General features: G+C 45.0%; 18 protein-coding genes. 2 read left to right on the top strand and 16 right to left on the bottom strand.

All coding sequences use genetic code 11. From position 1 onward, the window contains the following. Positions 1-676 precede the first annotated feature (676 nt). The 5 genes from DMN77_RS24265 to DMN77_RS10920 form a co-directional block, all read right to left on the bottom strand. The gene (locus DMN77_RS24265; protein ID WP_372775773.1) at positions 677-799 is read right to left on the bottom strand and encodes an S-layer homology domain-containing protein; all 123 of its coding nucleotides are present in this window, start codon (positions 797-799) and stop codon (positions 677-679) included. Then, positions 781-1,209, bottom strand: a complete 429-nt coding sequence (locus DMN77_RS10935; RefSeq protein ID WP_179014903.1) for an Ig-like domain-containing protein — start codon at positions 1,207-1,209, stop codon at positions 781-783. The genes DMN77_RS24265 and DMN77_RS10935 overlap by 19 nt, the downstream gene beginning before the upstream one ends. 767 nt (positions 1,210-1,976) lie before the next feature. Continuing rightward, entirely contained in the window at positions 1,977-5,285 is a 3,309-nt protein-coding gene (locus DMN77_RS10930) for a leucine-rich repeat protein (RefSeq protein WP_179014901.1), read from the bottom strand. A 48-nt stretch (positions 5,286-5,333) separates the two neighbouring features. Further along, on the bottom strand, positions 5,334-5,918 hold the full coding sequence (locus DMN77_RS10925) for a TetR/AcrR family transcriptional regulator (RefSeq protein WP_179014899.1): 585 nt from the start codon (positions 5,916-5,918) through the stop codon (positions 5,334-5,336). A 658-nt stretch (positions 5,919-6,576) separates the two neighbouring features. After that, positions 6,577-7,140, bottom strand: coding sequence for a PadR family transcriptional regulator (locus tag DMN77_RS10920; RefSeq protein ID WP_179014898.1), 564 nt, complete (start codon positions 7,138-7,140; stop codon positions 6,577-6,579). 151 nt (positions 7,141-7,291) lie between these two features. Here DMN77_RS10920 and DMN77_RS10915 point away from each other — a divergent pair, with 151 nt between their 5' ends. After that, a complete protein-coding gene (locus DMN77_RS10915; protein WP_179014896.1) occupies positions 7,292-8,485 on the top strand; it encodes an alpha/beta hydrolase family protein in 1,194 nt (397 codons plus the stop codon). 742 nt (positions 8,486-9,227) lie between these two features. Here DMN77_RS10915 and DMN77_RS10910 read toward each other — a convergent pair. Then, entirely contained in the window at positions 9,228-9,809 is a 582-nt protein-coding gene (locus DMN77_RS10910) for a TetR/AcrR family transcriptional regulator (RefSeq protein ID WP_179014895.1), read from the bottom strand. A gap of 445 nt (positions 9,810-10,254) precedes the next feature. Between DMN77_RS10910 and DMN77_RS10905 the strand changes: the two genes are divergently transcribed. Further along, on the top strand, positions 10,255-11,277 hold the full coding sequence (locus DMN77_RS10905; protein ID WP_179014893.1) for an MBL fold metallo-hydrolase: 1,023 nt from the start codon (positions 10,255-10,257) through the stop codon (positions 11,275-11,277). Positions 11,278-11,442: 165 nt separating this feature from the next. Here DMN77_RS10905 and DMN77_RS10900 read toward each other — a convergent pair whose 3' ends face one another. From DMN77_RS10900 to DMN77_RS10855, 10 genes are all read right to left on the bottom strand, one after another. Beyond that, positions 11,443-11,898, bottom strand: a complete 456-nt coding sequence (locus DMN77_RS10900; protein ID WP_179014892.1) for a DinB family protein — start codon at positions 11,896-11,898, stop codon at positions 11,443-11,445. Between the two features lie 59 nt (positions 11,899-11,957). Then, positions 11,958-12,908 carry a LacI family DNA-binding transcriptional regulator gene (locus DMN77_RS10895; RefSeq protein WP_068781228.1) on the bottom strand — a complete coding sequence of 317 codons (951 nt, stop codon included), beginning with the start codon at positions 12,906-12,908 and terminating at the stop codon, positions 11,958-11,960. Positions 12,909-13,060: 152 nt separating this feature from the next. Beyond that, entirely contained in the window at positions 13,061-13,678 is a 618-nt protein-coding gene (locus DMN77_RS10890) for an NUDIX hydrolase (protein ID WP_179014890.1), read from the bottom strand. Positions 13,679-13,802: 124 nt separating this feature from the next. Then, on the bottom strand, positions 13,803-14,429 hold the full coding sequence (locus DMN77_RS10885; protein WP_068781230.1) for an HAD family hydrolase: 627 nt from the start codon (positions 14,427-14,429) through the stop codon (positions 13,803-13,805). A 173-nt stretch (positions 14,430-14,602) separates the two neighbouring features. Continuing rightward, the gene (locus DMN77_RS10880; protein ID WP_179014888.1) at positions 14,603-15,199 is read right to left on the bottom strand and encodes a sugar O-acetyltransferase; all 597 of its coding nucleotides are present in this window, start codon (positions 15,197-15,199) and stop codon (positions 14,603-14,605) included. A 162-nt stretch (positions 15,200-15,361) separates the two neighbouring features. Beyond that, entirely contained in the window at positions 15,362-17,077 is a 1,716-nt protein-coding gene (locus tag DMN77_RS10875; protein ID WP_179014887.1) for an ABC transporter ATP-binding protein, read from the bottom strand. Then, the gene (locus DMN77_RS10870; protein WP_179014885.1) at positions 17,070-18,845 is read right to left on the bottom strand and encodes an ABC transporter ATP-binding protein; all 1,776 of its coding nucleotides are present in this window, start codon (positions 18,843-18,845) and stop codon (positions 17,070-17,072) included. The genes DMN77_RS10875 and DMN77_RS10870 overlap by 8 nt, the downstream gene beginning before the upstream one ends. Positions 18,846-18,863: 18 nt before the next feature. Then, positions 18,864-20,375, bottom strand: a complete 1,512-nt coding sequence (locus tag DMN77_RS10865; RefSeq protein ID WP_179014884.1) for an ABC transporter ATP-binding protein — start codon at positions 20,373-20,375, stop codon at positions 18,864-18,866. Beyond that, positions 20,372-21,109 (bottom strand): energy-coupling factor transporter transmembrane component T, encoded by a 738-nt coding sequence (locus DMN77_RS10860; protein WP_179014882.1) that lies wholly within the window; start codon positions 21,107-21,109, stop codon positions 20,372-20,374. The genes DMN77_RS10865 and DMN77_RS10860 overlap by 4 nt, the downstream gene beginning before the upstream one ends. Then, positions 21,106-21,720 (bottom strand): MptD family putative ECF transporter S component, encoded by a 615-nt coding sequence (locus tag DMN77_RS10855; protein ID WP_068781235.1) that lies wholly within the window; start codon positions 21,718-21,720, stop codon positions 21,106-21,108. The genes DMN77_RS10860 and DMN77_RS10855 overlap by 4 nt, the downstream gene beginning before the upstream one ends. Positions 21,721-21,883 lie beyond the last annotated feature (163 nt).

Below are 21,883 nucleotides of genomic sequence, written 5' to 3'. Positions count from 1 at the left end.
AATGAATCCCTTATGGGATCATGAGTGCTTCTCCTGTATGAGTATTCGGTTATTATTCATAATACGTCGTTTATCTACCTAGTATGTCAAGTTCTTTTAAAGTACTAGCATCGACACCACCTAATTTGACTCAGCACCACCATATCCTCCAATATTAAGTTGACCAGTTGGCTTTATACCAGAAACTGCTCGTTTCATTTTTATTACCCATTCCTTTCGCTTTGCTCAAGGAACAAAACAGAATGAAATCCGTTCGCCTGGGCGATTTTTTTTATTCTTGAGTTACAGGAATACCGATACAATACAAATCACGTGGTGGTAAGTGGACCACCACAGTTCCGGTGACCGCATTTTTATATGTGTAGAGGCCCTTTACAATCACAAATAAGTGTGCTTGAGCATGCAGATTTAAAACCAGAATATTCCATTCCCCCAATTAGATGAATATCAAATCGGCAATAGGACCAAGTTCTTGTCTTTTTCTCAGGACATATACTGGTGATTCAGACGATGATTACCTTGGGGTGGCGACAAACAGTTTTTGCGGCAACTGTCGTATCTGCAATAGTCAGCCAGTTTCCACAACCCTCTTCGTCAGTCATATTCAAGAAGCATTGCTGTACGTCGGCTATAGACACAAAAAACGAGCCTTTCGGCTCGTTTTCCTCTGTATCAATCAACCGTCGATCAACCCGACTTGAATGAGCATCCGTTCCAGCAGAACCGTCGCCTCGGCACGGGTCAGAAGCCGCTGCGGAAGCAATTTATCTCCATCACCTGTCACGAGACCCGTCTGAATGCCCGTTCGGAACGCTTCATTCGCCCAGTCCGCGACTTGATCGCCGTCGCTGTAGTTACCGGGCTGTCCGTCCCCAGCGTCGATGTGATAGAGACCGACTTCCCTCCAGTCGTCATCAGAGTACCCTGCGCATCTCGCAGTTGAACGACCAGCGTCGTCTGGCTCGTCCCATCCGCCGTCAGGCTGGCCGATCCGGCGGACACCCGGCTCTCGATCGGGGATAGTGAGTAATCCGCCATCATATACGTTCGGAACGCGAAGTCGTTCCCGGGCACCAACGCAGAGCCCCTGTCATACGGATCGCCGTCTGACGCGCACCATTGCAAGCTATAGCTGCCTCCCGCATCCAATTCGAACCCTATTCGATACAATAAATACGGTTCGTTTCCCGAAAAATCAAAATCAATCAACCGTCGCTCTCTCCCGGAAATTGTGCCGAGGCTAACGGTGTCGTTGGGTCACTTTCCTTGTAGATTGTCATCCGCGTATTCAATCCATAAGCGTCTACCCATAGTTCAACATTGCTCAGAAAGCTGCTCACGCTCGGCGTGAACGTCTGATAGTTCCAATTATACTTATTAACCCCCCACATGCTTGAACAGTTTGTTTACTCTTGATCCACAACTCCCACAACCTGAGCGGCTGCATCCCGAACGGGCCATACCCCTAATGCCAGCACGCAGGCGAGAAGGCTGGCCAGTCATCTCCTCTGTTGTATCTATTCCGTCATTCTCTTTCCCCCATTCTTGTCTTCCGCGAATCTCTCATTTAGAACGCTATGCCAAAGACGGCGATTGCCGCCAGCAGACTACACGTTTCTCCTTTTTCAACAACTGCTAAGTAACATACCGCCCCACTTTAACCGGAGACGCCTGTTCAATCGTAATGGTCGACCATCTCCGAGCATAAAGGAGATAATAGACGCATCTTCAATCATCAAATTGATTACAACACCTACCTCATTTTCGCGATGTCTCTCAAAATTGGAATTTACCAACCTTAGGTAAATGCGTCTTGGAATGTTCAATAAGCTTCCTGACATGCTTTTCTTAATGGTTCACTAATAAGAGACATTTCTAAGGCAATTCGTCCTGTCATATCATTCTGTAAACTCTGAATGGCTTTTATATAGAGTAGGAGGTTTTATTCACCCCCTTTTTAACGACAAAGGGTGGAACTATTGATTATCTTTGTATACCAACATTCTGAGTAGCATGACGACCGCTTCTGCCCTTGTAGCCGTATTGTTTGGCACGAATTTATTGCCGCCGCGACCGCTGACAATGCCGAGCTCGCGAATCGCTTCCACGGTGCCTTTTGCCCATTTCGGAATATCTTTATTATCGGCAAAGCCGGTTTCGACATCGTCCTCAAGAGACAGATCTAGCGCTTTGGCAATCATGTACGCCATCTCTGTGCGGGTAATCTGCGCTTCCGGTCGGAAGCTGCCGTCTTCATATCCACTGACGATCCCCGTCTGTACAGCGAGTGCTACCGCTTGTTTTGCCCAGGCGCCGATCTTGTCCTGATCCTTGAAGGGAAGCGCCGTATCCGTTCCATCCAGTTTTAGCGCGGCTGCCAGCATGACCGTAAACTCAGCGCGGGTAACCGGGATGTTCGGTTGGAAGGTGCCGTTCGGATAGCCGCTCACCAGTTCTTGGGCCACCGCGCGAACGATGAAGCTCTCACCCCAGTGACCCGTGATATCTGTGAAGGATGGAGAGGGCTGTTTCGGTGTTTCTCCATTGTCATCCTTATTCGCAGCAAGCTCCAGAACGGCAAACTTGGTAAAATGGTCAATCTCGGTTGTGATCCATTCGCCGTCCACCGTGCCGCCGACTTCGATCCACGTTTTCTTGTCTTCGTCATAATAGAAGATGGCAACTTTCTGGTTGCTGCCGACTTTAGCCGAATCGAATTTGATGGAAAGCGTGACCGGCTCTTTGAAGCTGCCGCTGAGATTTTTCGAGACTTCGTATACACGGCTCAGGATAGTTTCCCGTTCTGTAAAAAGATCGGACGTGTCGACCAGCTTTTCGATCGTGATGCGCAATTCTTGCTCAGCCGCCCGGTCAGGGATATGAATAAATATCTCACCGTCGAGACTAACCTTTCCGGAGCTTGCAGCCGGAAGGTCGATGCTGCCGTTAGTTGAAGTCACATGAGCAGGGGGGGCAACATTTTTGCCATCGTTACCACCGCTACCGACACTGCCACCATTATTACCACTACCACCGTTCTCGCCGCCGTTCCCTCCTGACGCTTGCGGAGTCGCTGTTGCCACATTGGAGAAGTCGATGACGTTTCCTGCGGCGAATGCTTTAACCGCAAACGCATAGCTCGTTCCGTTCGTTAAGCCGGTGACGGTGAAGTTCGTCGCCATGATATCCGTTTGAACAGGGACCCATTCGTTCGGATCTGACGCAGCGGCTGATCCTGCGACCTTGTACACCGAGTAGGTTACCGAGCTTGTTGCTGCCACCGCGTTCCAATTTAATTTTACTAATCCATCGCCCGCTGTCGCAGTCAGGGTGATTGGAGCTATCGGAGCAAGTGTATATTGCTCTGTCATCACTTCGCTGTCGATCAAACCCGGCTTCACTGCTATAGCCTTGAGCGTTATCGCATCCGTGATTTCAATCGGCCCCGTATACAGCGTGCTAGCACTTGTTGGCGTAGTGCCATCCGTGGTGTAGTAGATCACTGCGCCGGCAGTCGTCGACGTCAAGGTGACCTTCGTCCCGGATGCAACCGCTCCGCCCGCTGGATGGGCAAGCGGTACAGAAGTTCTACTTCCCACCTCAAAGCTGACTTCCGCACTAGCCGTCTTGAAGTCGTCAGCTCCATCTGTCTTACCATCATCCAGTACGGTATAAGTAAACTTTGCTACACCGACAAATGTTGGTTCCAAATCGAATTCAATATGTCCGTTGATGATTTCAACAGTTCCGCCAACAGCATTTCCAACATCAATAATGGTTAAGGATTGAAAGGATTCGTTAGCAGGACCCGCAGAATCATTCAGGAGTAAATCTGCAAATTCAATAATGATCTTGCCTGCACCTTTCATAACTTTCGGTAACGTATCATCAGCTGCAACCGGCGCATCATTCACCTCGGTTACATGGATGGAGGCCGTAACTGGATTACTTAGTAGCGTCCCGTCTGCCTTCGGTGCAGCCTGCACTTGAAAAGAAAACGTATCGCCAGCCACAGAATTTGCATGAGCCTCAGGTGTGAACCTTAAGCCGGCGCCACCTTCCGCAACAGTTATATAATCTCCATTCGCAATTTGTGTCGTGCCGTCATGCTTGTACAGCGTTCCGCCAACAATTCCGCTGATTTTATAATACTTCACATTGCCGGAATCCTCCGGGTCAGGTGTGATGACCAGTCCACTTGTGCTCTGCCTATTTTCTGCAGTAACAGCATCGGTAATTACGGGAGTTTTAGCATCTCGCACCCATTTGGCAAATAAGATAACATCTTCTTCTTCGATTCTGATTTTACTGTTAACAGCATAATCTTTGCCGCTTCCATCCGGAGCCGTATTCCATCCGTCAAAACGATAACCCGGTCGTTCCAGCAATCCTGTATTACCTAATACTGTTGCCTCGTCCAATCTTACATAAGATTTGTCGTCAACAGGAACGTCTCCGTCCGTGTGATTATTTCCATCGTAAGTTACCTGCATCTTTAACTGTTCAAAAAGAAAACCATTGTTTAAAGCGAATTTTTGCGCCGGCGAACCGCTGTGCCCATAAACCGTTAATTGAGATTTATTTTCTGCAATAGAATCTCGGGCTAACTGGGTTGCAGCTGAAAGAATCTTGATGTTCGTTAACGAATTCGCTGAAAATGCATGAGACCCTATTTCGGTTACGTTTTTCGGAATCGTGGCCGAAGTGATTTTATTCTCAACAAAAGTATGATTAGGGATTTTAGTCATACTTTCCGGAAAAGACACCGAAGTAATTTCGTTATGCCAGAAGGCAAACTGATCCATGGTCTTAAGTCCGCTTGGCAATGACACACTTTTTAGTTTATTGTAGCTGAATGCCGAGAAGCCAATATGTTCCAGGCTGTCAGGCAGAGTAATCTGTTCGATCTGGTTGTAATTAAAAGCATAGTCGCCTATTGAAACTAATCCGCTTGGCAATTTTACATTTTTAAGAACGCGAGTCAGTTCAAATGCTTCCTTTCCAATACTCTTGATCGTGTCCGGAAGCGTTAATCCAAAAATAAAAGCGTAACGAAAAGCTTGATCTCCAATAGCGGTTACAGTTTTACCGTCCAGCTGCGCTGGAACTACCAAATGATTATCATATTTAACCGGGTCAAAATAATAGGTAATTGTGACCGTGCCGTCCGCATTATCCATATATTCAAAATCGCCGCTGACAGCCGCATGGGCATGAAGTCCGGCCAAAAAAAAGGCACAAAAAGCCACCGCACTTAACAAACCGAATTGCACAAGCCTTGCCATAAAAATTCAGTCCACCTTTCATAAACCTTTTAACTTGAAATGAGATACTTACTCCTTAATCATTCCCCTTAACATCAAATCGACTACTTGAGTCGCCAAGCGATCTACGTTGCTTAGACCCGGTAATAATCGCGTTTCCGTAAGCTGTTCAATCATGCTTACCAAACATTCAGCTACAAATTCCATGTCCAGGTCATCTCGAAAATAACCTGCCCGCTGTTCTTTAACTAAATTTCTTTGAATCATTAGGATCATCTCCGCTTTAATTTGGGTCCTGTTTGGGTCAATGAATAACCCAATTCTCGTTAAATCGGGCTCAGTAGCTAAAAATCCAAAAAAAATTTTAAGTTTTGTTTTGATATTTTCAAAAATCTCCTCCATCTCTCTTTCGGAATCAAGCAGGCTATTATCTATTAATTCCTTCACCCGGCTATGAAAGATTTCGGTTATTTCCAGAAAAATTGCTTCTTTGCTAGAGAAATAAAGATAGAATGCAGGTTGAGTAAGACCGGCTATGGAAACAATATCGCTGATTCTTACATCATGGTAACCCCTTCGAGCAAACTCTGAGGTAGCTGCTGCAAGCAAGCGAGCTCTACTTGCTTTACCTTTTTCTTTAATATGATCTGACATTTCCAATCTCCCTTCAGATAACTTACTTAAAAGTAATATTACTACAAAGTATGATTCTTTGAAAGTAGCTAACTCCTTCAATATAAAAACACTACCGGCAATTATGCGTCGGTAGTGTTTTGAGTTGGTGGGATTTTTTTCGAAGCTTCATTTTGTTGGTTTTAGCAAATTGAATAATTTCTTCAGCTAATCAAGATTCGGGATCAATGCTTTTGTTCTCCTAACTTTTCATTCTCAAAGGAATGCAAAGTCGTATATTGATGTGCTGGCCGCCAGCAAAAAAGTTCGTACGGGTCGGACTTATTCAGGAGAAAATCAGAATGCTCGAGATACTAAATTGGAGAATCACTCCCACTCAGGTTGCGTTTCTTCGAGTTTGCACTGTCTCACATCCTGGAGCAATCATATACCTTGAGGAAACTGTCTGATCTTGTCTCGCTTCGTTGGCGCCTAAAGTGCCGATATTTCATCTGAATAAATATTTTATCTGAGCGATTTCACCACCGAAATTTGATTTAGTAACTATCTAATCGGCAATGGGACCATGTTCCTGTCCCCCAACATTTTGATTTAGTTGGAACAGGCTTTCCAGAGGAAACATGATGAAATCTTGTAGAGGTTCCGCGCTCAAACGCTTTTCTCTTCCCTCCCGTAGATACTAGGTGTCTACGGGATTGGCGAGTGTATGCTGCTTTAACACCTCATGCATGCTATTGCACCAGAGTATACCTGCCTCCTCGAAATTAATCCCCATTTCTATAACCGAAATTGTAGAGAATAAAGGATGATTAACGCCAGGATTCTGTTCTTTAAAAGACGAGATTCTCTCCTTATAATCCTTTAGCATGTGTTCATGTTGTTCCTTTTTCTTCCGTATCAGCTCAATCCATGCATCCGGACTTACTAACCAAGAACTGTATTGCTTCAACAGAAAAGTGTCTGTATCACCAACTTCAGGAAGCTCTAACACCCAAGACTTTAAGATGTCAATGCCACTAGACGTAATTCTGTAAATTTTTCGGGGGGGACGATAGGACTCCTGTTCAATGGCTTGCAGTTCAATAAATCCAGCTTCCTCCAGTTTCGAAAGAGATGGATACAGCTGGTTATTGTTAATTTTGTAGAAATGGGTAATTCTGTTGTTGATCTGCTGCTTCATTTCATATCCGCTTAACGGTTCTCGTGCCAACAATCCTAATATGGTGTACTGAATATTATTCATGAAGTTCTCCTTCCCCTCTCAATCTCTGTGTTCGAGTCCAGTCTTTCATATATAGGTTAATTATAACATAAAATAATATTGACACAATGAATGAGATGAGCTAGTATTTTTTAATAGGTTAAACATAACATATGTAAGGAGTGTACTAATCATGAAACTTATTTTCGATGATCAGACTTTTTCGTTCGAATTACTTCGGACAATGGGGTACGCAGCTTTTGGTGGAGCGGACGTAGGCGAATGCCTATCTACTGCTTATCGAATCGAGGAAGGCAATTTTGAAAGCTGGTATGAGGAATGGCTTAAGACAGCAATCCGAGCTCATCGGGAAGCTGAGGAGAGCAGCAAGCAAGGCAACAAGATCAGCGCGAGAGAATTCTACTTGCGTGCATCTAATTATTACCGTACTGCTGAATTTTTTATCCATGGCAATCCGGAGGATAAGCGTATTCTTGAAACATGGAGCCTTAGCCGTAGCACATTCAGACGGGCGCTTTCTTTGCTTGATCATCATTGGGAGATTGTTTCGATTCCTTATGAAGATACAGAGCTACCGGGGTACTTATATTTAGCCGGGAATCAGCCCGGGCCTGTCCTGATTGTTCACGGGGGATATGATTCCACTGCAGAAGAGCTCTATTTTCAAGTCGTTACCTCTGCTTTAGAAAGAGGCTATCATTGCTTGGTATTCGAGGGCCCTGGACAAGGAGCTGTTATCCGCGAGCAGCGAATTCCATTCAGGCATGACTGGGAGGCTGCTGTATCTCCAGTGGTCGATTACCTGACCAAGCGCCCAGAAGTCATCTCCGACAAAATGGCGTTAATGGGTATTAGTTTAGGTGGGTATTTGGCTCCGCGCGCGGCTGCTTATGAACACAGGCTCGCTGCATGCATAGCAAATGACGGTTTATTCTCCTTTCAAGTGGGTGCAATGGCTGAGGCGTTGGGTATAAATACAAGTGACAAATCCGATTTAAGTTCACCAGAGACTGAGAACTTAATCGCGTCCATTATGGCTAAAGATACAGGTACTCGATGGGGAATAGAAAATGGACAGTTCACGTTCCTAGCAACGAATGTAGAAGAACTCGTGCGCAAAACGGTACCCTTCACCTTAGAGGGTGTTGCTGAGCAAATCATGTGCCCGGTACTCGTGTGCGAAGCTGAGCATGATCATGCCTTTGCAGGACAACCTGAACGATTATTCCAATCTTTAAAGAGTTCCAAAACATATATGAAATTTACTGCAGAAGATTCTGCTGAAGAACATTGCCATTTTGGAGCATTGAAATTGACTAACCACCGCATATTTACCTGGTTAGATCAAGTTTTGAATAAAAATTAAGTTTCTTTTAAACAATACCGAAGCTAGGTGAAGTTTACACCACCTCTTAAGTTCCTTTCCCCAATACAGGAAAAAGGCGTTTGTGTTTTCTGAAGTTCTTTGAGTTGCATGTTCCATATGTTCTATCTTTAAAGTAAAAGGAATCCTCATATGGGAACAATAGCCTGATTCCTTAAATCCTGACCACCCGTCCAACGGGTGGTTGCTTTTGGGTAAAACCCATTGTTGTCAAACTGCGCCTAAAGACCATCGTATACATTCATCTAATCGGTAATCGGACTATGTTCTTGTCTTTTACGGCAATCGGTACAAGTTCTTGTCCTTGTCTCAGGACACGAACTTGTACCGATAAAATAAAAAGCCACTAAAATAGCGGTTTTCAATGGGACCATGTTGTTGTCCCTCGGCATAAATTGTCATGGCCCTTCTGTTCAAGAACCTGGTCCCTTTTGATTCTCCGTAATTATCAAGCACAAAAAAACCCAAAAATTTGGGCTAATCTAATGAATCGTGCTTTTTTATATATGCAACCACGTATTTTATTAGTTTTTTGTTTGACCCATTCAAAGCCTCAACATTGTTAGGAACATTGATTTTCTGAGATATTTGCGCGTTTTTTATTTTTCCTTATCATTTCTAATTTTAACATGTTTTTTTAAGCAACTATCCTGTATTTCTAAAAACAACCTTAAACTCCTCTTGATTTTTATGAATATTATACCCATATAGTACTGAGCCAACGTTATGCCTGAGATAACATCCCTTTTACAAACAATGAGACACTGTGCTTGTAGAACTCTTCCTCGGTGACGAGATGGGACTGATAATCCCGGTGAATCAGCTCGCTCATCTGAAATCCATAGCACATCGAGAGAAAAGACATAGCGGAAAGACGCTCATCTTGTATGGCTATGACTTTTTTCTTCTGCAGTCGTTCAAAATATTCAACCAGCAAGGAGTGCAGCTTTACCGGCGGATCAGCCAGCACTCTGTCCAATTCGGGAAGCATTCCTTTGTCGCGGATCCCAATTAAAATGATGTCCGCATTTTTATGGAAAAACAAACGGTACTGCTGGCTTATATTGAGAAGATCGATTTCCGGATTATCGGTCGCATCCTCTCTTAACAGCTTCTCAAATTGCGGGATATCCGAATGTCTTTCAATGATAGCTTCCAATATGCCTTGCTTGCTTCCAAATTGCCGGAAAATCGTAGATTCATTGACTTTGGCTTCCGTTGCAATGGTTTTGGTACTAACGCCCCGATAGCCCTTCGTTTTGATGAGCCGTGTCGCGGCTTCAATGATTCTGTCTGAAGTTTGCATTGTACTTCTCCTTTTGCAAATGTTAAACCTATTCTACTACAAGTTTTGCATACGCACATCAAGGCCAGGGTTCATCATTTACATAAACCTTTATTTAGAGTAAATCGCTTCTTAGTTCCCTGCGGCTTGGTTCCGTAATCTTGACATGATCAGACACCAATTGTGTGAGTGTGCCTAATTTATCAAATGTAATCAGAAATGGTCCAGTTCCCCAATTTCTCGTTAATTACGAGCCAAACAAGGATTCCAGGGATGTATTGGTTTTAAAAGTTACTAGCTTCATATCAGCGCCTCTATGCATGTAGTGTGATGTTGTTCTGCTACTATCATATAGCATTGAATGAATGCATGCAAGTGCTTGCTTGCATTTTTGTTTTCCATTCTCTATAATAAGCCTTAGTCAGCATGCCTTATCCCTAAAACATATACTCAAAGGAGAATTTTCATGAAGTATGGACGTATTATTCAAAAACCTCGCGTTAAATTTTTTGAAGTCGCAGATGGCGTCTTTGCCGGTATTTCGCCGTATCGAGGCATCAGTTGGGCCAATGCCGGGTTCATCAACAAGGGTGAAGGGCTGGTGTATGACACGTTCTTCGATTTGTTCCATGCGCGGGAAATGCGGGAAGCTTTTAAGGAAGTAAGCAACGGCGGCTCTCCCGCATATGTGGTGAACTCGCACTATAATAGCGACCATGCCTGGGGAAATAAAGTGTTTGAAGATGCTTGCATTATTATGCATAAAGAAGCGTCCAGAGAACGTCTCACCGAAAATATCGCCTGGATGGACAGCGTCATCAGAAGAGGAAAGTATTCTCCGGAATCGACCTCGGGCGAGCGGTTTTTTGCAGCGGAATTTGAAGGATTCGACCTGGAAGGTGTAGAATGGGTACTCCCGAATATTGAGATACAGGACGATATCAACATCCGTCTTGGCGATACGGAAGTAATGGTATACAACGTAGCTCCGGCCCACTCCGACAGTGACTTACTACTTTGGATGCCAAAAGAAAAGGTGCTGTTCGCCGGTGACGTCGTGTTTAACGGTTGTACAGCATACAGCGAAGAAGGAACCCTGAATTGGGTTAAAGTGCTTGATCGCATTATTGATGAAATTAAACCTGAAATCGTTGTTCCAGGACATGGCGCCATCTGCGGCCTGGACTTTGTGAAAGAGCAAAGAGACTACCTCCTGAACCTGATTAGCGAGTTCAACAAGTGTTACAATGACGAAATTGATGCTTTGTCCCTGACCAAGAAAATTGATATTTCCCGCTTCCTTCATTGGATTCAGCCAGAACGCTTGTATGTTACAGTGGACATCCTATTGAAAAGCAAACGAGGGTTACCCCCCCTTCCACTTTGGAACGAGGTGCCTGCTAAGCTGGAAGACATGAAAGCTTTTTTAGCCGGAAAATATGGAAATCAGATTAAGCCATGGGACCCTATGAGTGTATGGCAAGAATAGTTATTTAAGGCTAGCCTACGAAAAACAAAAGAACGGCCCTGTCGCAAACGATGCGAACAGTGGCCGTTCTTTTGAATGATCCACGGAAATAAAATCGGCGCTTAGAACCATGTTCGCGCATATGTCCAAATGTAGCATCGAGTCCGTGAAGTTATCTAACACCAGTTACAGCCTCGTAAACGTGATGTAATCGACTTGAACTGGCTCTGCGGATTCGATTCGAAGTGCCCGGTTGATCTGTCCCCGGTGATATTGCCCATGTAAGAGAACCTGCAACAGGATATCCCGAACAGAGGTTCGGAACGGAACCCCGCTCTGGTTCGCATAGTCGACCATCTCATCCAAGTCGGATTCCTCTAACCCTTCGATATAAACGCGATATTGCTCGGCGTTTTCTACGAACATCGTTCGAATCGCTGTCAGGTCTTCCGCTTCCTCCCACAACGAATATTGGGAGCTCCCTTTGCCCTGCAATCGGGACAGCCAGACTCGTTCCGCGACCGCAATGTGACGAACCAGTTTCAAAAGCTGCTTGCTCTTCATCTCACTCTCCTCGAGAGCATCCAGGATGCGTCCGTCCGCCCAATACAGGTGGTCCATCATACACTTGATCGTTTTCATTCCGTTTCCCCTCTTCATCTCATTGATAACATCCGGTTGATGGTTTTTACTAAATTCAGCTATGTAGTTTGCCGTACAATTATTTGATATGGAATCTCTATCTTGTCCTTGGATTTGTTAATGGTTAGATCAAAAGCTTGTTCCCCCACTTTTACTAGTTGATGATCAACCGTAGATAAGCTTAGCCCAATGCCGACGGGTTGGTTTTCCTGACCGATAATCGCCAGATCCTCCGGAATTCTCAGCTGCAGGTTTTTCGCATACCGATAGATGCCTGAAGCAACCTCGTCCCCGTTCGCGTAAATTGCCGTGGGTCTGGGGTCCAGATGAAGCAGTTGTTGAGCAGCTCTTTCCCCATCCTCCATACTATGGCAGTCCCTGATATGGTATTCCGGCGGCAGATGGCCAAAGATTTTCCGATATGCTTTTAACGTCAGCTTCGTACTATTGCTCTCTTCTCCTCTTGCCGTTGTAAAAGCAACGAGGGAATGCCCTTTATCCTTTAATAATTGAAACGTATTTATGTAAGATTCATATCGATCCATGTAGGCACAGCCAATCTCAGGATGATCGGAAAGCTCGCAAGCCACGATCGTCCCGTATTTTGTATAGGGCAGGATCACATCCCAGGTATTCGAACGAGAGGTAATGATAATTCCATCAAGCTGTTTATTTTTCAGCATATTTAAGTAGCTTAGCTCTTTTTCCGGATCGTACTTGGTAGGCAAAATCACCACGGTATAATCAAGCTCAACCGATCGATTAAGCACGCCATGAAGCAATTGATCAAATGCCTGATTGTTATTGTACGGCATGATTACACCGATGCTTCTCGTTTCATTACGAATTAAATCAACAGCTAATCGGTTTGGAGTATAGTCCAATTCATCAATCACACGTTGTACAGCTGCCCGCTTCAAATCCGACACATAGGGATGCTGATTCAACACCCTGGAAACCGTTGACACGGATACGCCGGCACGCTTTGCGATTTCCTTAATGTTTGCCATCGTCACCTTCTCCTCTTTCTTACTTCTACCATACTCTAGCCAATGGACCCGTGCCAGGCAAATTAATATGCCGAAAGCGAAAAAAACACTGTACCAACTCACGCGAATAACCGTAAAAATCATATATCAAATTGCAGTTAGTCCCCCGACCATCAGTCACATTCCACTTGCTCCTTCTCCCTGCTTAGACGAAAAGCCATTCTGATTTGGGATTCCGTATTCCTCTCAATAGACAGCTCCTCAGGCAAATCATTTTCACTAAAGAATTTAACTTCACTGGTTTCAGCCCCTATCGTAGCTTGCCCCCCAATAATTTCACACTGTATAAAGAGCTTATATACATGATAAGGTGAAGGAGGATGCGGATGAAACTTTTTATCATGTACTGCTAACAATCTGATAGCCCTCACCTCAAACCCTGACTCCTCTTTCGCTTCCTTAACCGCTACTTCTGTAGGAGATAGACCAATATCAGCCCAACCGCCAGGCAAAGCCCATCTCCCGTCCATTTTTTCCCTAACCATAAGGATATGATCATCTTTAATGATTACCGCTCTAATATCAACCTTAGGTGTAGCATAGCCCGTTTCATTGGCAAAAAGTTCTTCGATTAATTTCATTTCTGTACCTGTATGCCCTGACATAATTTCTACACTCATGTCTCGTATCTGCTGAAATCTTTCCAGGTCATATGGGTCCTTAGAGTAGGTTAACCCCGCCTGTGCTATAGACTGCAGTTGTTTTGCCCATGCAAGCCACTTATCTTCCAAGCTTATCCCCCCTTGATATAACCTTCGAAATCATTAACAGGCGAATCGCCGCCCTCTCCTCGTTTTTAGCGTCGCTTTAGCCGGGCATCCGATATATTCACTCTCTTGCTATCGTTTAATACCATTATCGGGATTTTAGAAGGGAAAGAAGATCTTTGGGATGCTCCAGCTTATACTTGGCAGGTATAAGATCAGGTTGTTTACAGCCCCACAATGCTAATCCAAAATCGACCCCCGCATCTCTGGCACATTCATAGTCATAGATCGTGTCTCCGATGTATAAGGATGTTTTGCCCTGGGCACCGGTAATTTCAAGGAATTTCAATAAAGGCTCGGGATGAGGCTTATGTTGCCTCGTATCATCAGCACATACAGTGTAAGGCAGGTCGCCAACAAGACCAAAAGGAACAAAGTCATCCATAAATTCTTGGTTCGTCTTTGAGGTGACTATCCCTGTAAGTATCGACTGCTTCTTTAGCTCAAACAGCAGTTCCTGAATTCCCTCATATACATGAACAGTATGCCGGTAATCCCTCATAAGATCGTTCCAGCATTTATTCGCATCATCAATGTCTTCGATACCGAGCTGGCGCAGGGATACAGCCCCCGGGATTCCAAGCACAAAAGCTAGATCTTGTTGGCTCATTTTCCGACTATAATTATTCAACAGCAGCTTCTGCAAGGATTTCAACACCGCTTCTTCTGTGTTAATCAATGTTCCATCAATGTCAAAAATAACGGTAGTATACATGAATCTCAACCTCCATCCGCATGATCAAGAGAACCTTCCCTTTGATGATAAAGTATGAAATCCATTTCAGGTCAATCTCAGTGATACTTTATACACAATAGCTATATCAAATACTAATAAGGACAAAAAAAGGGGCTGTCTTATAGCCCCTTCTGAACAATGAATATGTTAGGTTAAATCGTGGGTCTTTTCCAGCGATGGTCTGAAAATCGGATCGGCCTGATCACTTTACATGGAACCCCGGCAGCAATTGAATTTGGAGGAATATCCTTAGTGACTACGCTTCCTGCCCCGATAATACTATTTCTGCCTACGGTCACGCCTTGCGTAATCTTAACATCACCACCAAGCCATACATTGTCCTCCAGTATTATGGGGGCGGAATACACCCCTTTGTCAGCACGTTCGTAAGGATCTTCAGCATGATTTGCTGCATATAGTCCGGCTCTGGGACCGATATAGACGTTATTGCCGATCTTTACTTCGTTGCAGTCAAGAATGATCATATCATGATTGATATAAACATCATTTCCGATGGAAATATTAAAACCAAATTCACACCGAAAGTTGGATTCGATATACACATTTTCCCCAACTTCAGAAAATAACGCTGTCAAAATAGACATATCGTAATCATCATTGGTATTTACTTTGTGATTGTACTTCCGGCATCTGGATATCGCATGCGTTCTCAACGCTGATACCTCCATTCCTGCATCATCATACATTTTCCCGGAATTAATCATCTGCTTTATTTCTTCGATATTCATAAGCCCTCCTGATCATCGTCCAATTTCACTTATCGTGTGATAATTCAATATTCATAATTGAACTTCTTCAATATAGCTTTTTCTGTTTTACATAAGATTATATCATTGAACGAATGATCAAAAGGCACTTTATTTATTAGCAATAATACATTCCACTCCAAGTCACATCGAACTAAGCTTGTACTCCGTACGCCACATAGCTGCATATCTTCCTTCTTTTTCCAGAAGCTGCTGATGGGTTCCCTCCTCGGCTACACGCCCCCCATCCATAACTACAATCTTGTCCGCATGTTTAATAACGGATAACGTATGGGCGATCATCACAACCGTTTTTTGTTTATTCAGCAAATGTTGAGTAGCTTCCTTGACAGCCCATTCATTTTCTATATCCAAAGACGATGTTGCTTCATCCAACAGCAAAATCGAACTATCCTTCAAAATCGCCCTCGCTATAGAAATACGCTGCCGCTCTCCACCGGAAAATTTGTTGCCGTTATCTCCAGCCATCGTATCATAACCTTGTTCCAACTGTTCTATAAACGTATGACAATTAGCTTCCTTAGCCGCCGCCATTACCTCTTGCTCCGATGCCTCTGGCTTCGCGTAGCGGATATTGTTCAGAACCGTATCATTAAACAGAAAAACCTCCTGATCGACCATGGAAACGGCCTGCAGCACCTTTTCGGAATCAAGCTTTCCAATATCCTGTTTGCCTATGCAAATCTGGCCATGATCAGGCTCATAATACTTGCTTATAAGATTCAATACCGTAGATTTGCCTGAGCCGGAAGGCCCGACAATAGCCGTGAATGCTCCTGACTCTATCGAAATGTTGATGCCATACAAAACCTGCTCACCCTTTTGATATGAAAAATCAACATTTTTAAAGGTAATGCTGTAATCCTCGGGCACAAATTCCCTCTCGCTTGCAGGTTCTTCCGGCGCCGCAAATATGTGCTCAATTTGCTTTTTGGAAATCATCAGATTTTTATAGGAAGTCAGATCGATAAACAACGTTCCGAACAACTTGTTAGTAAATAGCGGTGCAATGGCCACCAGAACAAAAGAAGGACCAGCCAGGTTTCCTTCCATCCATTGAGCCCCGGCCAAGTATAAGACGACCGGCAGACTCAACCAGCTCAACATGCTGAATACCGCACCAATCGGGATTATCTTCACTTCGTAGGTATAACTAATGTCGCTATATGCTTTCATTGAGGCTGTCGTTGCTCTGTGTTTACCGCCTCCCAGCCCATAAGCCCGCAAGGTTTGTATGCCGTTTATATACTCGACCACCGCACTGGTACTGGCAGACATGATTTCCTGTTTGCGGTTGCCGTACTTGTTCACCATAAGAAAAGAATAATAAAGCGACGGAATCAGCAGCAGACCTGCGCAAAATATAACTGCCCCAGCAGGTATATATACGGTAGCTATAAAACCTGTGAGCAATAAAGTAAATGAGATATTTTTAATGATATCGCCGATTTTATGCGTTAATACATTTTCATAGCTGTTCACACTGGCGGTTGCCGTATTAATATACTCGCCTGCTTGCGTTTTGGAGAAGAAGGACAGCGGAATTCGCCGCATTTTATCCCCTAAGGCAAGCCGCAAACTTCTACTGACGGCCGCTCCGCCAATCTGTCCTCTTGTATAGCCATACGCATAGACAACCAGACGGACTAAAAATATAACGATTAACAGAAATACAGTCCGGTACAGCAAATGAGACGTTAGCCTCTCCGTCATCAGCACCTCAATAGAATGATACAGCACGATAAAGTTAAAGCCTGCGAGCATCCCTTCCAGTACATTGCATACAACAGAAATGTAAAAAGAGACATTCTTCTGAAAAGCCTGCTGCTGTTCATGCATTGGGCTGCCCCCCTTCACCCAGTTCGTATACAATCTCCCTGGCATTGCTATAGCTTTGCCAGGCTTCCCTATAATAAAGGCTCTTCTCCAGCAGTTCCTGATGCGTACCGCAAGCTTGAATCGTCTGATTTTCCACAACCGCAATCCGGTCGCAATGCTTAATGATCCCCAGTCTATGCGCAATAATGATTACTGTTTTACCCTGACAAAGCTCCGTGATCGCTTTATCGATTTCAGCCTGATTTTCCGGGTCTGCCGCTGAAGTGGCTTCATCGAGTACAAGAATTGGAGAATTCTTCAATATAGCACGCGCAATGGCAATCCGCTGCTTCTCTCCTCCGGAAAAGCGGTTGCCCCAGCTATCTATCCTGGTATCGTATCCGTGCGGCAAGGATTGAATAAAATCGTCGATTTGCGCTTTTCTTGCAGCTTCTCTTACTTCCTGCAGAGGGGCGTCTGTGCCCATAGCAATATTTTCAAATACGGTCCCGCTTGTTAAGAAAGATTTCTGAAATACAAGGGTGATATGCTTCAGCAATTCCTCATAGTCGATATCCTTCACATTGACATTGCCGATTAGCACCTCCCCCTCATCCGCATCATAGAAACGGGATATAAGCTGTACAATTGTGCTTTTCCCCGCGCCGGAAGCGCCGACAATCGCGATTTTCTCATGCTCGGCAACAGACAAATTGACATGCTGTAATTGGGGTTGCTGGCCCTCATACGAGAAGCTGACATTTCTCAACTGTATTCCGCAATGATCCGGAAAAGCCTCGCCCCGCTCAAAAATCGGCGTTTCCAAAAACGCTTGGCATTTCCTGACCGCATTTAACACTTGGGCAAAGTTGGAGCCAAGCTCCTGCAGCGGACGCAGCTCGGTTAAATATAAAGAGCCTACAAATGCAAACAGAATAAAAATACTGCCGCTCAACTTGCCGCTAAGCAGCCACATGCCTCCAATCGGAATCATTAGCAGCAAGCCGCATTCGATCATAATGACATAACTGGCATAGGGAGGGCCCATTTTTAAGGACATTTCCTTCCATACGCCAAACTCGTCGTCTACCGCCCGGGCATATTTTTTAAATGACTTGCCGCTCATACGATAAGCTTTAATCAGGCGCATTCCTTGAATATACTCAATGACGGCCGCATTCAATGCCGCGATCGAGCGCGTTGCCCGCTCCATCAGCTGGTTCGTGCCGCGAAACATCACGGCCATAATCATAACCGCAAGCAATAGTGGAACAAAAGAAATCGCGGCCAGTGGCAAATGGATGCTGCACAGATAAATAAACACGGCGATTGGACCGCTCATATAGAAAATAAGCTCCGGCAAATGGTGGGCCAAGAAGAGCTCCAGCTTTTCGATTTCTTCATTCAGCAAGGTTTTCATTTCCCCGGTATGCCGTTCGTTTAAGGAACCCAACGATACCTTCGACATATGCTCAGTGACCCTGGACCGCACATCAAACAGGGTCCGATAAGCTCCTTTGTGAGACAAAGCGCCAGACACGGCAAACATGGCGAAGCGCAGAATTAGTGCCGCTGTTAGAAACAGTACATGCTGCAGGAAATATGACTCTGTTAAAACATGATGATACACACGCTCTATCAATCGATAAATGACGAGGTAGGGTACGATCGTACATAATCCGCTAGTCAGCGAGCACAGTACCGACAAATACAAATATATTTTGTTTTTTCCCGCCCACGCGAGCAGGATGGCTACAGGGTTTCGGGGTTTGTTACATGTTCCTTCCATTTCTGTACCGCCTTTTCTTTATTGTAAAATAGAATGATAAATAGCGTGCGGCCAGTTGGTTTCATCCAATCGGCAATCTTCCAGCAAACCTCCCTTTCCCAGCTGAATTATATGGCTACAGCAGGAGGCGATCAATTCGGGATCGTGTGTAACAACGAAAATCAGTTTATTGGCCGCAGCCAAATTGCGTAAAATAGAAGCTACCCTGCACATACTGTCTCCATCGAGGCCGCTTGTCGGTTCGTCAAACACCAAAATCTCCTTCTTGCTGACGAGGCTGGCAGCCACGGCTAACCGTTGCTTTTGTCCGCCCGATAGAGTGTTCGGGTGGCGTTCGGCGAATTCCGCAAGCCCCATCTGCTCCAATGCTTCCCGCACAGCATGCGGATCAGCTCGCTTGACGCCAAAGGCGCATTCTTTCTCCACCGTCTCGGCAAACAGCTGGTAGTTCACATCCTGCATGACCATATAAGCCAGTTTGGATAGCTTATGGGGAGTCAACCTCCGCCCATTCAAGGAAATGCTGCCGTTATCCAGCTTCTGCAGCCCGCACAAAGCTCTGGCCAGGGTTGTTTTGCCAGCTCCGTTATGCCCCGTTATCGCAATAATTTCACCACTAACGGCCGTAAACCGAACGTTCTTCCAGACCGCTTTTTTACGATGTGATGCTGCCGCATTCTCTATCGCCAGTTCATACGGTGGACGATGCTTCCCGCAATCGAAAATGCCAGCCGTTTGGCCGACAGTGTTATAGCCTCGATTGTCGCAGGTGGCGCCAAATCGCACTTGCTCCAAATCGAACGCGCGCAGTCCCAGTTGCTCCCTCTCCGCATCCGTTAGCTGCAAAAATTCCTCGCGTGAATAAACAGCCTTGATTTCCCCCTGTTCCAGCACGAACGCTCTATCCAGCAAATCCCGCAAATAATACAGCCTGTGCTCGGAGATAAGGATGGTTTTACCCTGCTTCTTCAACAAAGAAATCATGTCCTTCAATTCTTCAATAACAGCGGCATCCAGGTTGGCTGACGGTTCATCCAGTAAAATTACATCCGGCGAAATGGCATATACACTGGCAAAAGCGATTTTTTGCTTCTCTCCTCCGGACAGGTGAAAAATATTGCGGCGGCGCAATGGATGCAAATGCAATTCTTCCGTAACCTGCTGCATTCGCTGCTCCATTTTCGCTCTGGAATAAGCCAGATTTTCCATGCCAAACACAATTTCACTATCCGTATCCACATTAAAAAATTGCGATCTCGGATTTTGAAAAACCGTGCCCGCCAGTCCACTGATTTCATGCATGGGCATGTCCTCCACGCACTGTCCGTCCAACAACGCCCGCCCCTGCTTGATTCCATCGTAAAAATGGGGAATCAGGCCATTTACAGCTCTGATAGCTGTTGTCTTGCCGCAGCCGCTTTTTCCGCACAACAGCACGCATTCTCCTTGGCCGACACAAAGCTCAATCTGTTTCAAGCCTTCATCACGGCCGCCGGCATAAGCAAATGAAAAATGAGATAGCTCTATCATATCCACACTCCTGCCGCAACATATGATGTAAATACTATAGCTGCCAGCACATCCGAGAATTGAAAGGACACTCGCTCATAGCAGGTGCGTTGTTTCGGATTCTCTATTCCTCTCGTTATACTGGCAACAGCCAACTCATCGGCAATTTTGGAGGCAACCATCATTAAAGGAACATAAATGCACTCTACCGTCATCAACGGCCGTCTTATAAAACCAAGCATTGAAGGCGTGATACCTCTTAACTTCATCGCATCCTTAATATATCGCCAATCCTCGCCGATCACCGGAAAGTAGCGCAGCATCACGGCAAAGGGAATAATGATCTTCTTGGACAGCCCTATTCGTGTTAATGCGGTCATGAATTCATTAATTTTGGTCGTTCCAATCAGCAGGCTTCCCAGCGCAATACACGGATAAATCTTCCTGATAAACATGGCAAAGGATACGAACATCAACTGCCAGACCCCCGGTAAAAATCGCTCGCTCAGCAACTGCACAGCCATAACGAAGCTATAACTCAGCAGTATTTTAAACAGAAGAGAATACATCCCCATCCATAAATAAAGCAGGAAAATAAGAGCCATAAAGAGGAGCTCATACTCCAAAGAAGGCGATAAAAAGACGGCGGCATTGGCTAACAACAAAAGATACATTTTCGTTCTGGGATCAAGCTTGACCGTCAACATTGCAGCTGTTGCCACACTTTGCCCAACCGTTCCTGTCTTCTCCCTCATCTGACCAGCACGCCCGATTTCTCAAACTGCTTTCTAAGCAGCTTCTTGCCGAGCAGCGCGCTAATCAACGCACACAGCAGCGTTCCGGCGATCATAGCTGGAAGCATCCAGTCCTGAGCGGTGGACAACATCGTGTCCATATATGCCGCCTCTGTTCCTTGATTCGTCAGATATTCCTTATAGGACTGCTGATTAAGCCATAGCATAATATACGAACCCATAGGATGAAGCGAAAAAATGAGAAAACTGGCTATATTGGCGCTCATTCGTTTGTATTTACCAAGCGAGGCGATCCACTCCCCGATAAAAGCTGCTGCTATACAAGCTAGCGACCAGAGCCAGTACATCCCTGTCACGAACGTGAACACCGCCAGCACAATACCTAAAATCAAAATAGGACCAAAGCGCGGAACCTTCGCTATCATTAATAGATATACTGGCCCGGTCAGCAGCGCCGCTCCCGCCGGCATTAAAAAGGTCAACACCGGATTAGGCGCAAAGAAAGCCGACCCAATCATCATAAATACAAAGTATAGCGCTGAAAAAACGCCGATCGTGATCAGTTCCTTGACAGAAAGCGATTTTTTGTCATTCATTTTCCCTTGATTCATACTCAATCCCCGTCCTTTTTCTGCAAACGATCTTTTGTCATGACAAATTTGCTATAATGATAATGATTATCACTCTTAATTATAAGAAAGCGTCCGCTTTTTAAAATAGTTCTACAGCAAACTGGGCTAATCAAGGAGAAGAATCGTCTGATCAAGGAAAGGG

This window comes from Paenibacillus sp. 79R4 (assembly GCF_013393165.1).
In the GTDB taxonomy this organism is placed as follows: domain Bacteria; phylum Bacillota; class Bacilli; order Paenibacillales; family Paenibacillaceae; genus Fontibacillus.
The sequence above is the reverse complement of the archived record's forward strand: the minus strand, read 5'-3'. Positions and strand labels throughout refer to the sequence as shown.

Coding starts and splice junctions, on each gene's coding strand:
- DMN77_RS10930 (WP_179014901.1), bottom strand. CDS start 5,285: ATGGCAAGGCTTGTGCAATTCGGTTTGTTAAGTGCGGTGGCTTTTTGT.
- DMN77_RS10925 (WP_179014899.1), bottom strand. CDS start 5,918: ATGTCAGATCATATTAAAGAAAAAGGTAAAGCAAGTAGAGCTCGCTTG.
- DMN77_RS10920 (WP_179014898.1), bottom strand. CDS start 7,140: ATGAATAATATTCAGTACACCATATTAGGATTGTTGGCACGAGAACCG.
- DMN77_RS10915 (WP_179014896.1), top strand. CDS start 7,292: ATGAAACTTATTTTCGATGATCAGACTTTTTCGTTCGAATTACTTCGG.
- DMN77_RS10910 (WP_179014895.1), bottom strand. CDS start 9,809: ATGCAAACTTCAGACAGAATCATTGAAGCCGCGACACGGCTCATCAAA.
- DMN77_RS10905 (WP_179014893.1), top strand. CDS start 10,255: ATGAAGTATGGACGTATTATTCAAAAACCTCGCGTTAAATTTTTTGAA.
- DMN77_RS10900 (WP_179014892.1), bottom strand. CDS start 11,898: ATGAAAACGATCAAGTGTATGATGGACCACCTGTATTGGGCGGACGGA.
- DMN77_RS10895 (WP_068781228.1), bottom strand. CDS start 12,908: ATGGCAAACATTAAGGAAATCGCAAAGCGTGCCGGCGTATCCGTGTCA.
- DMN77_RS10885 (WP_068781230.1), bottom strand. CDS start 14,429: ATGTATACTACCGTTATTTTTGACATTGATGGAACATTGATTAACACA.
- DMN77_RS10880 (WP_179014888.1), bottom strand. CDS start 15,199: ATGAATATCGAAGAAATAAAGCAGATGATTAATTCCGGGAAAATGTAT.
- DMN77_RS10875 (WP_179014887.1), bottom strand. CDS start 17,077: ATGCATGAACAGCAGCAGGCTTTTCAGAAGAATGTCTCTTTTTACATT.
- DMN77_RS10870 (WP_179014885.1), bottom strand. CDS start 18,845: ATGGAAGGAACATGTAACAAACCCCGAAACCCTGTAGCCATCCTGCTC.
- DMN77_RS10865 (WP_179014884.1), bottom strand. CDS start 20,375: ATGATAGAGCTATCTCATTTTTCATTTGCTTATGCCGGCGGCCGTGAT.
- DMN77_RS10860 (WP_179014882.1), bottom strand. CDS start 21,109: ATGAGGGAGAAGACAGGAACGGTTGGGCAAAGTGTGGCAACAGCTGCA.
- DMN77_RS10855 (WP_068781235.1), bottom strand. CDS start 21,720: ATGAATCAAGGGAAAATGAATGACAAAAAATCGCTTTCTGTCAAGGAA.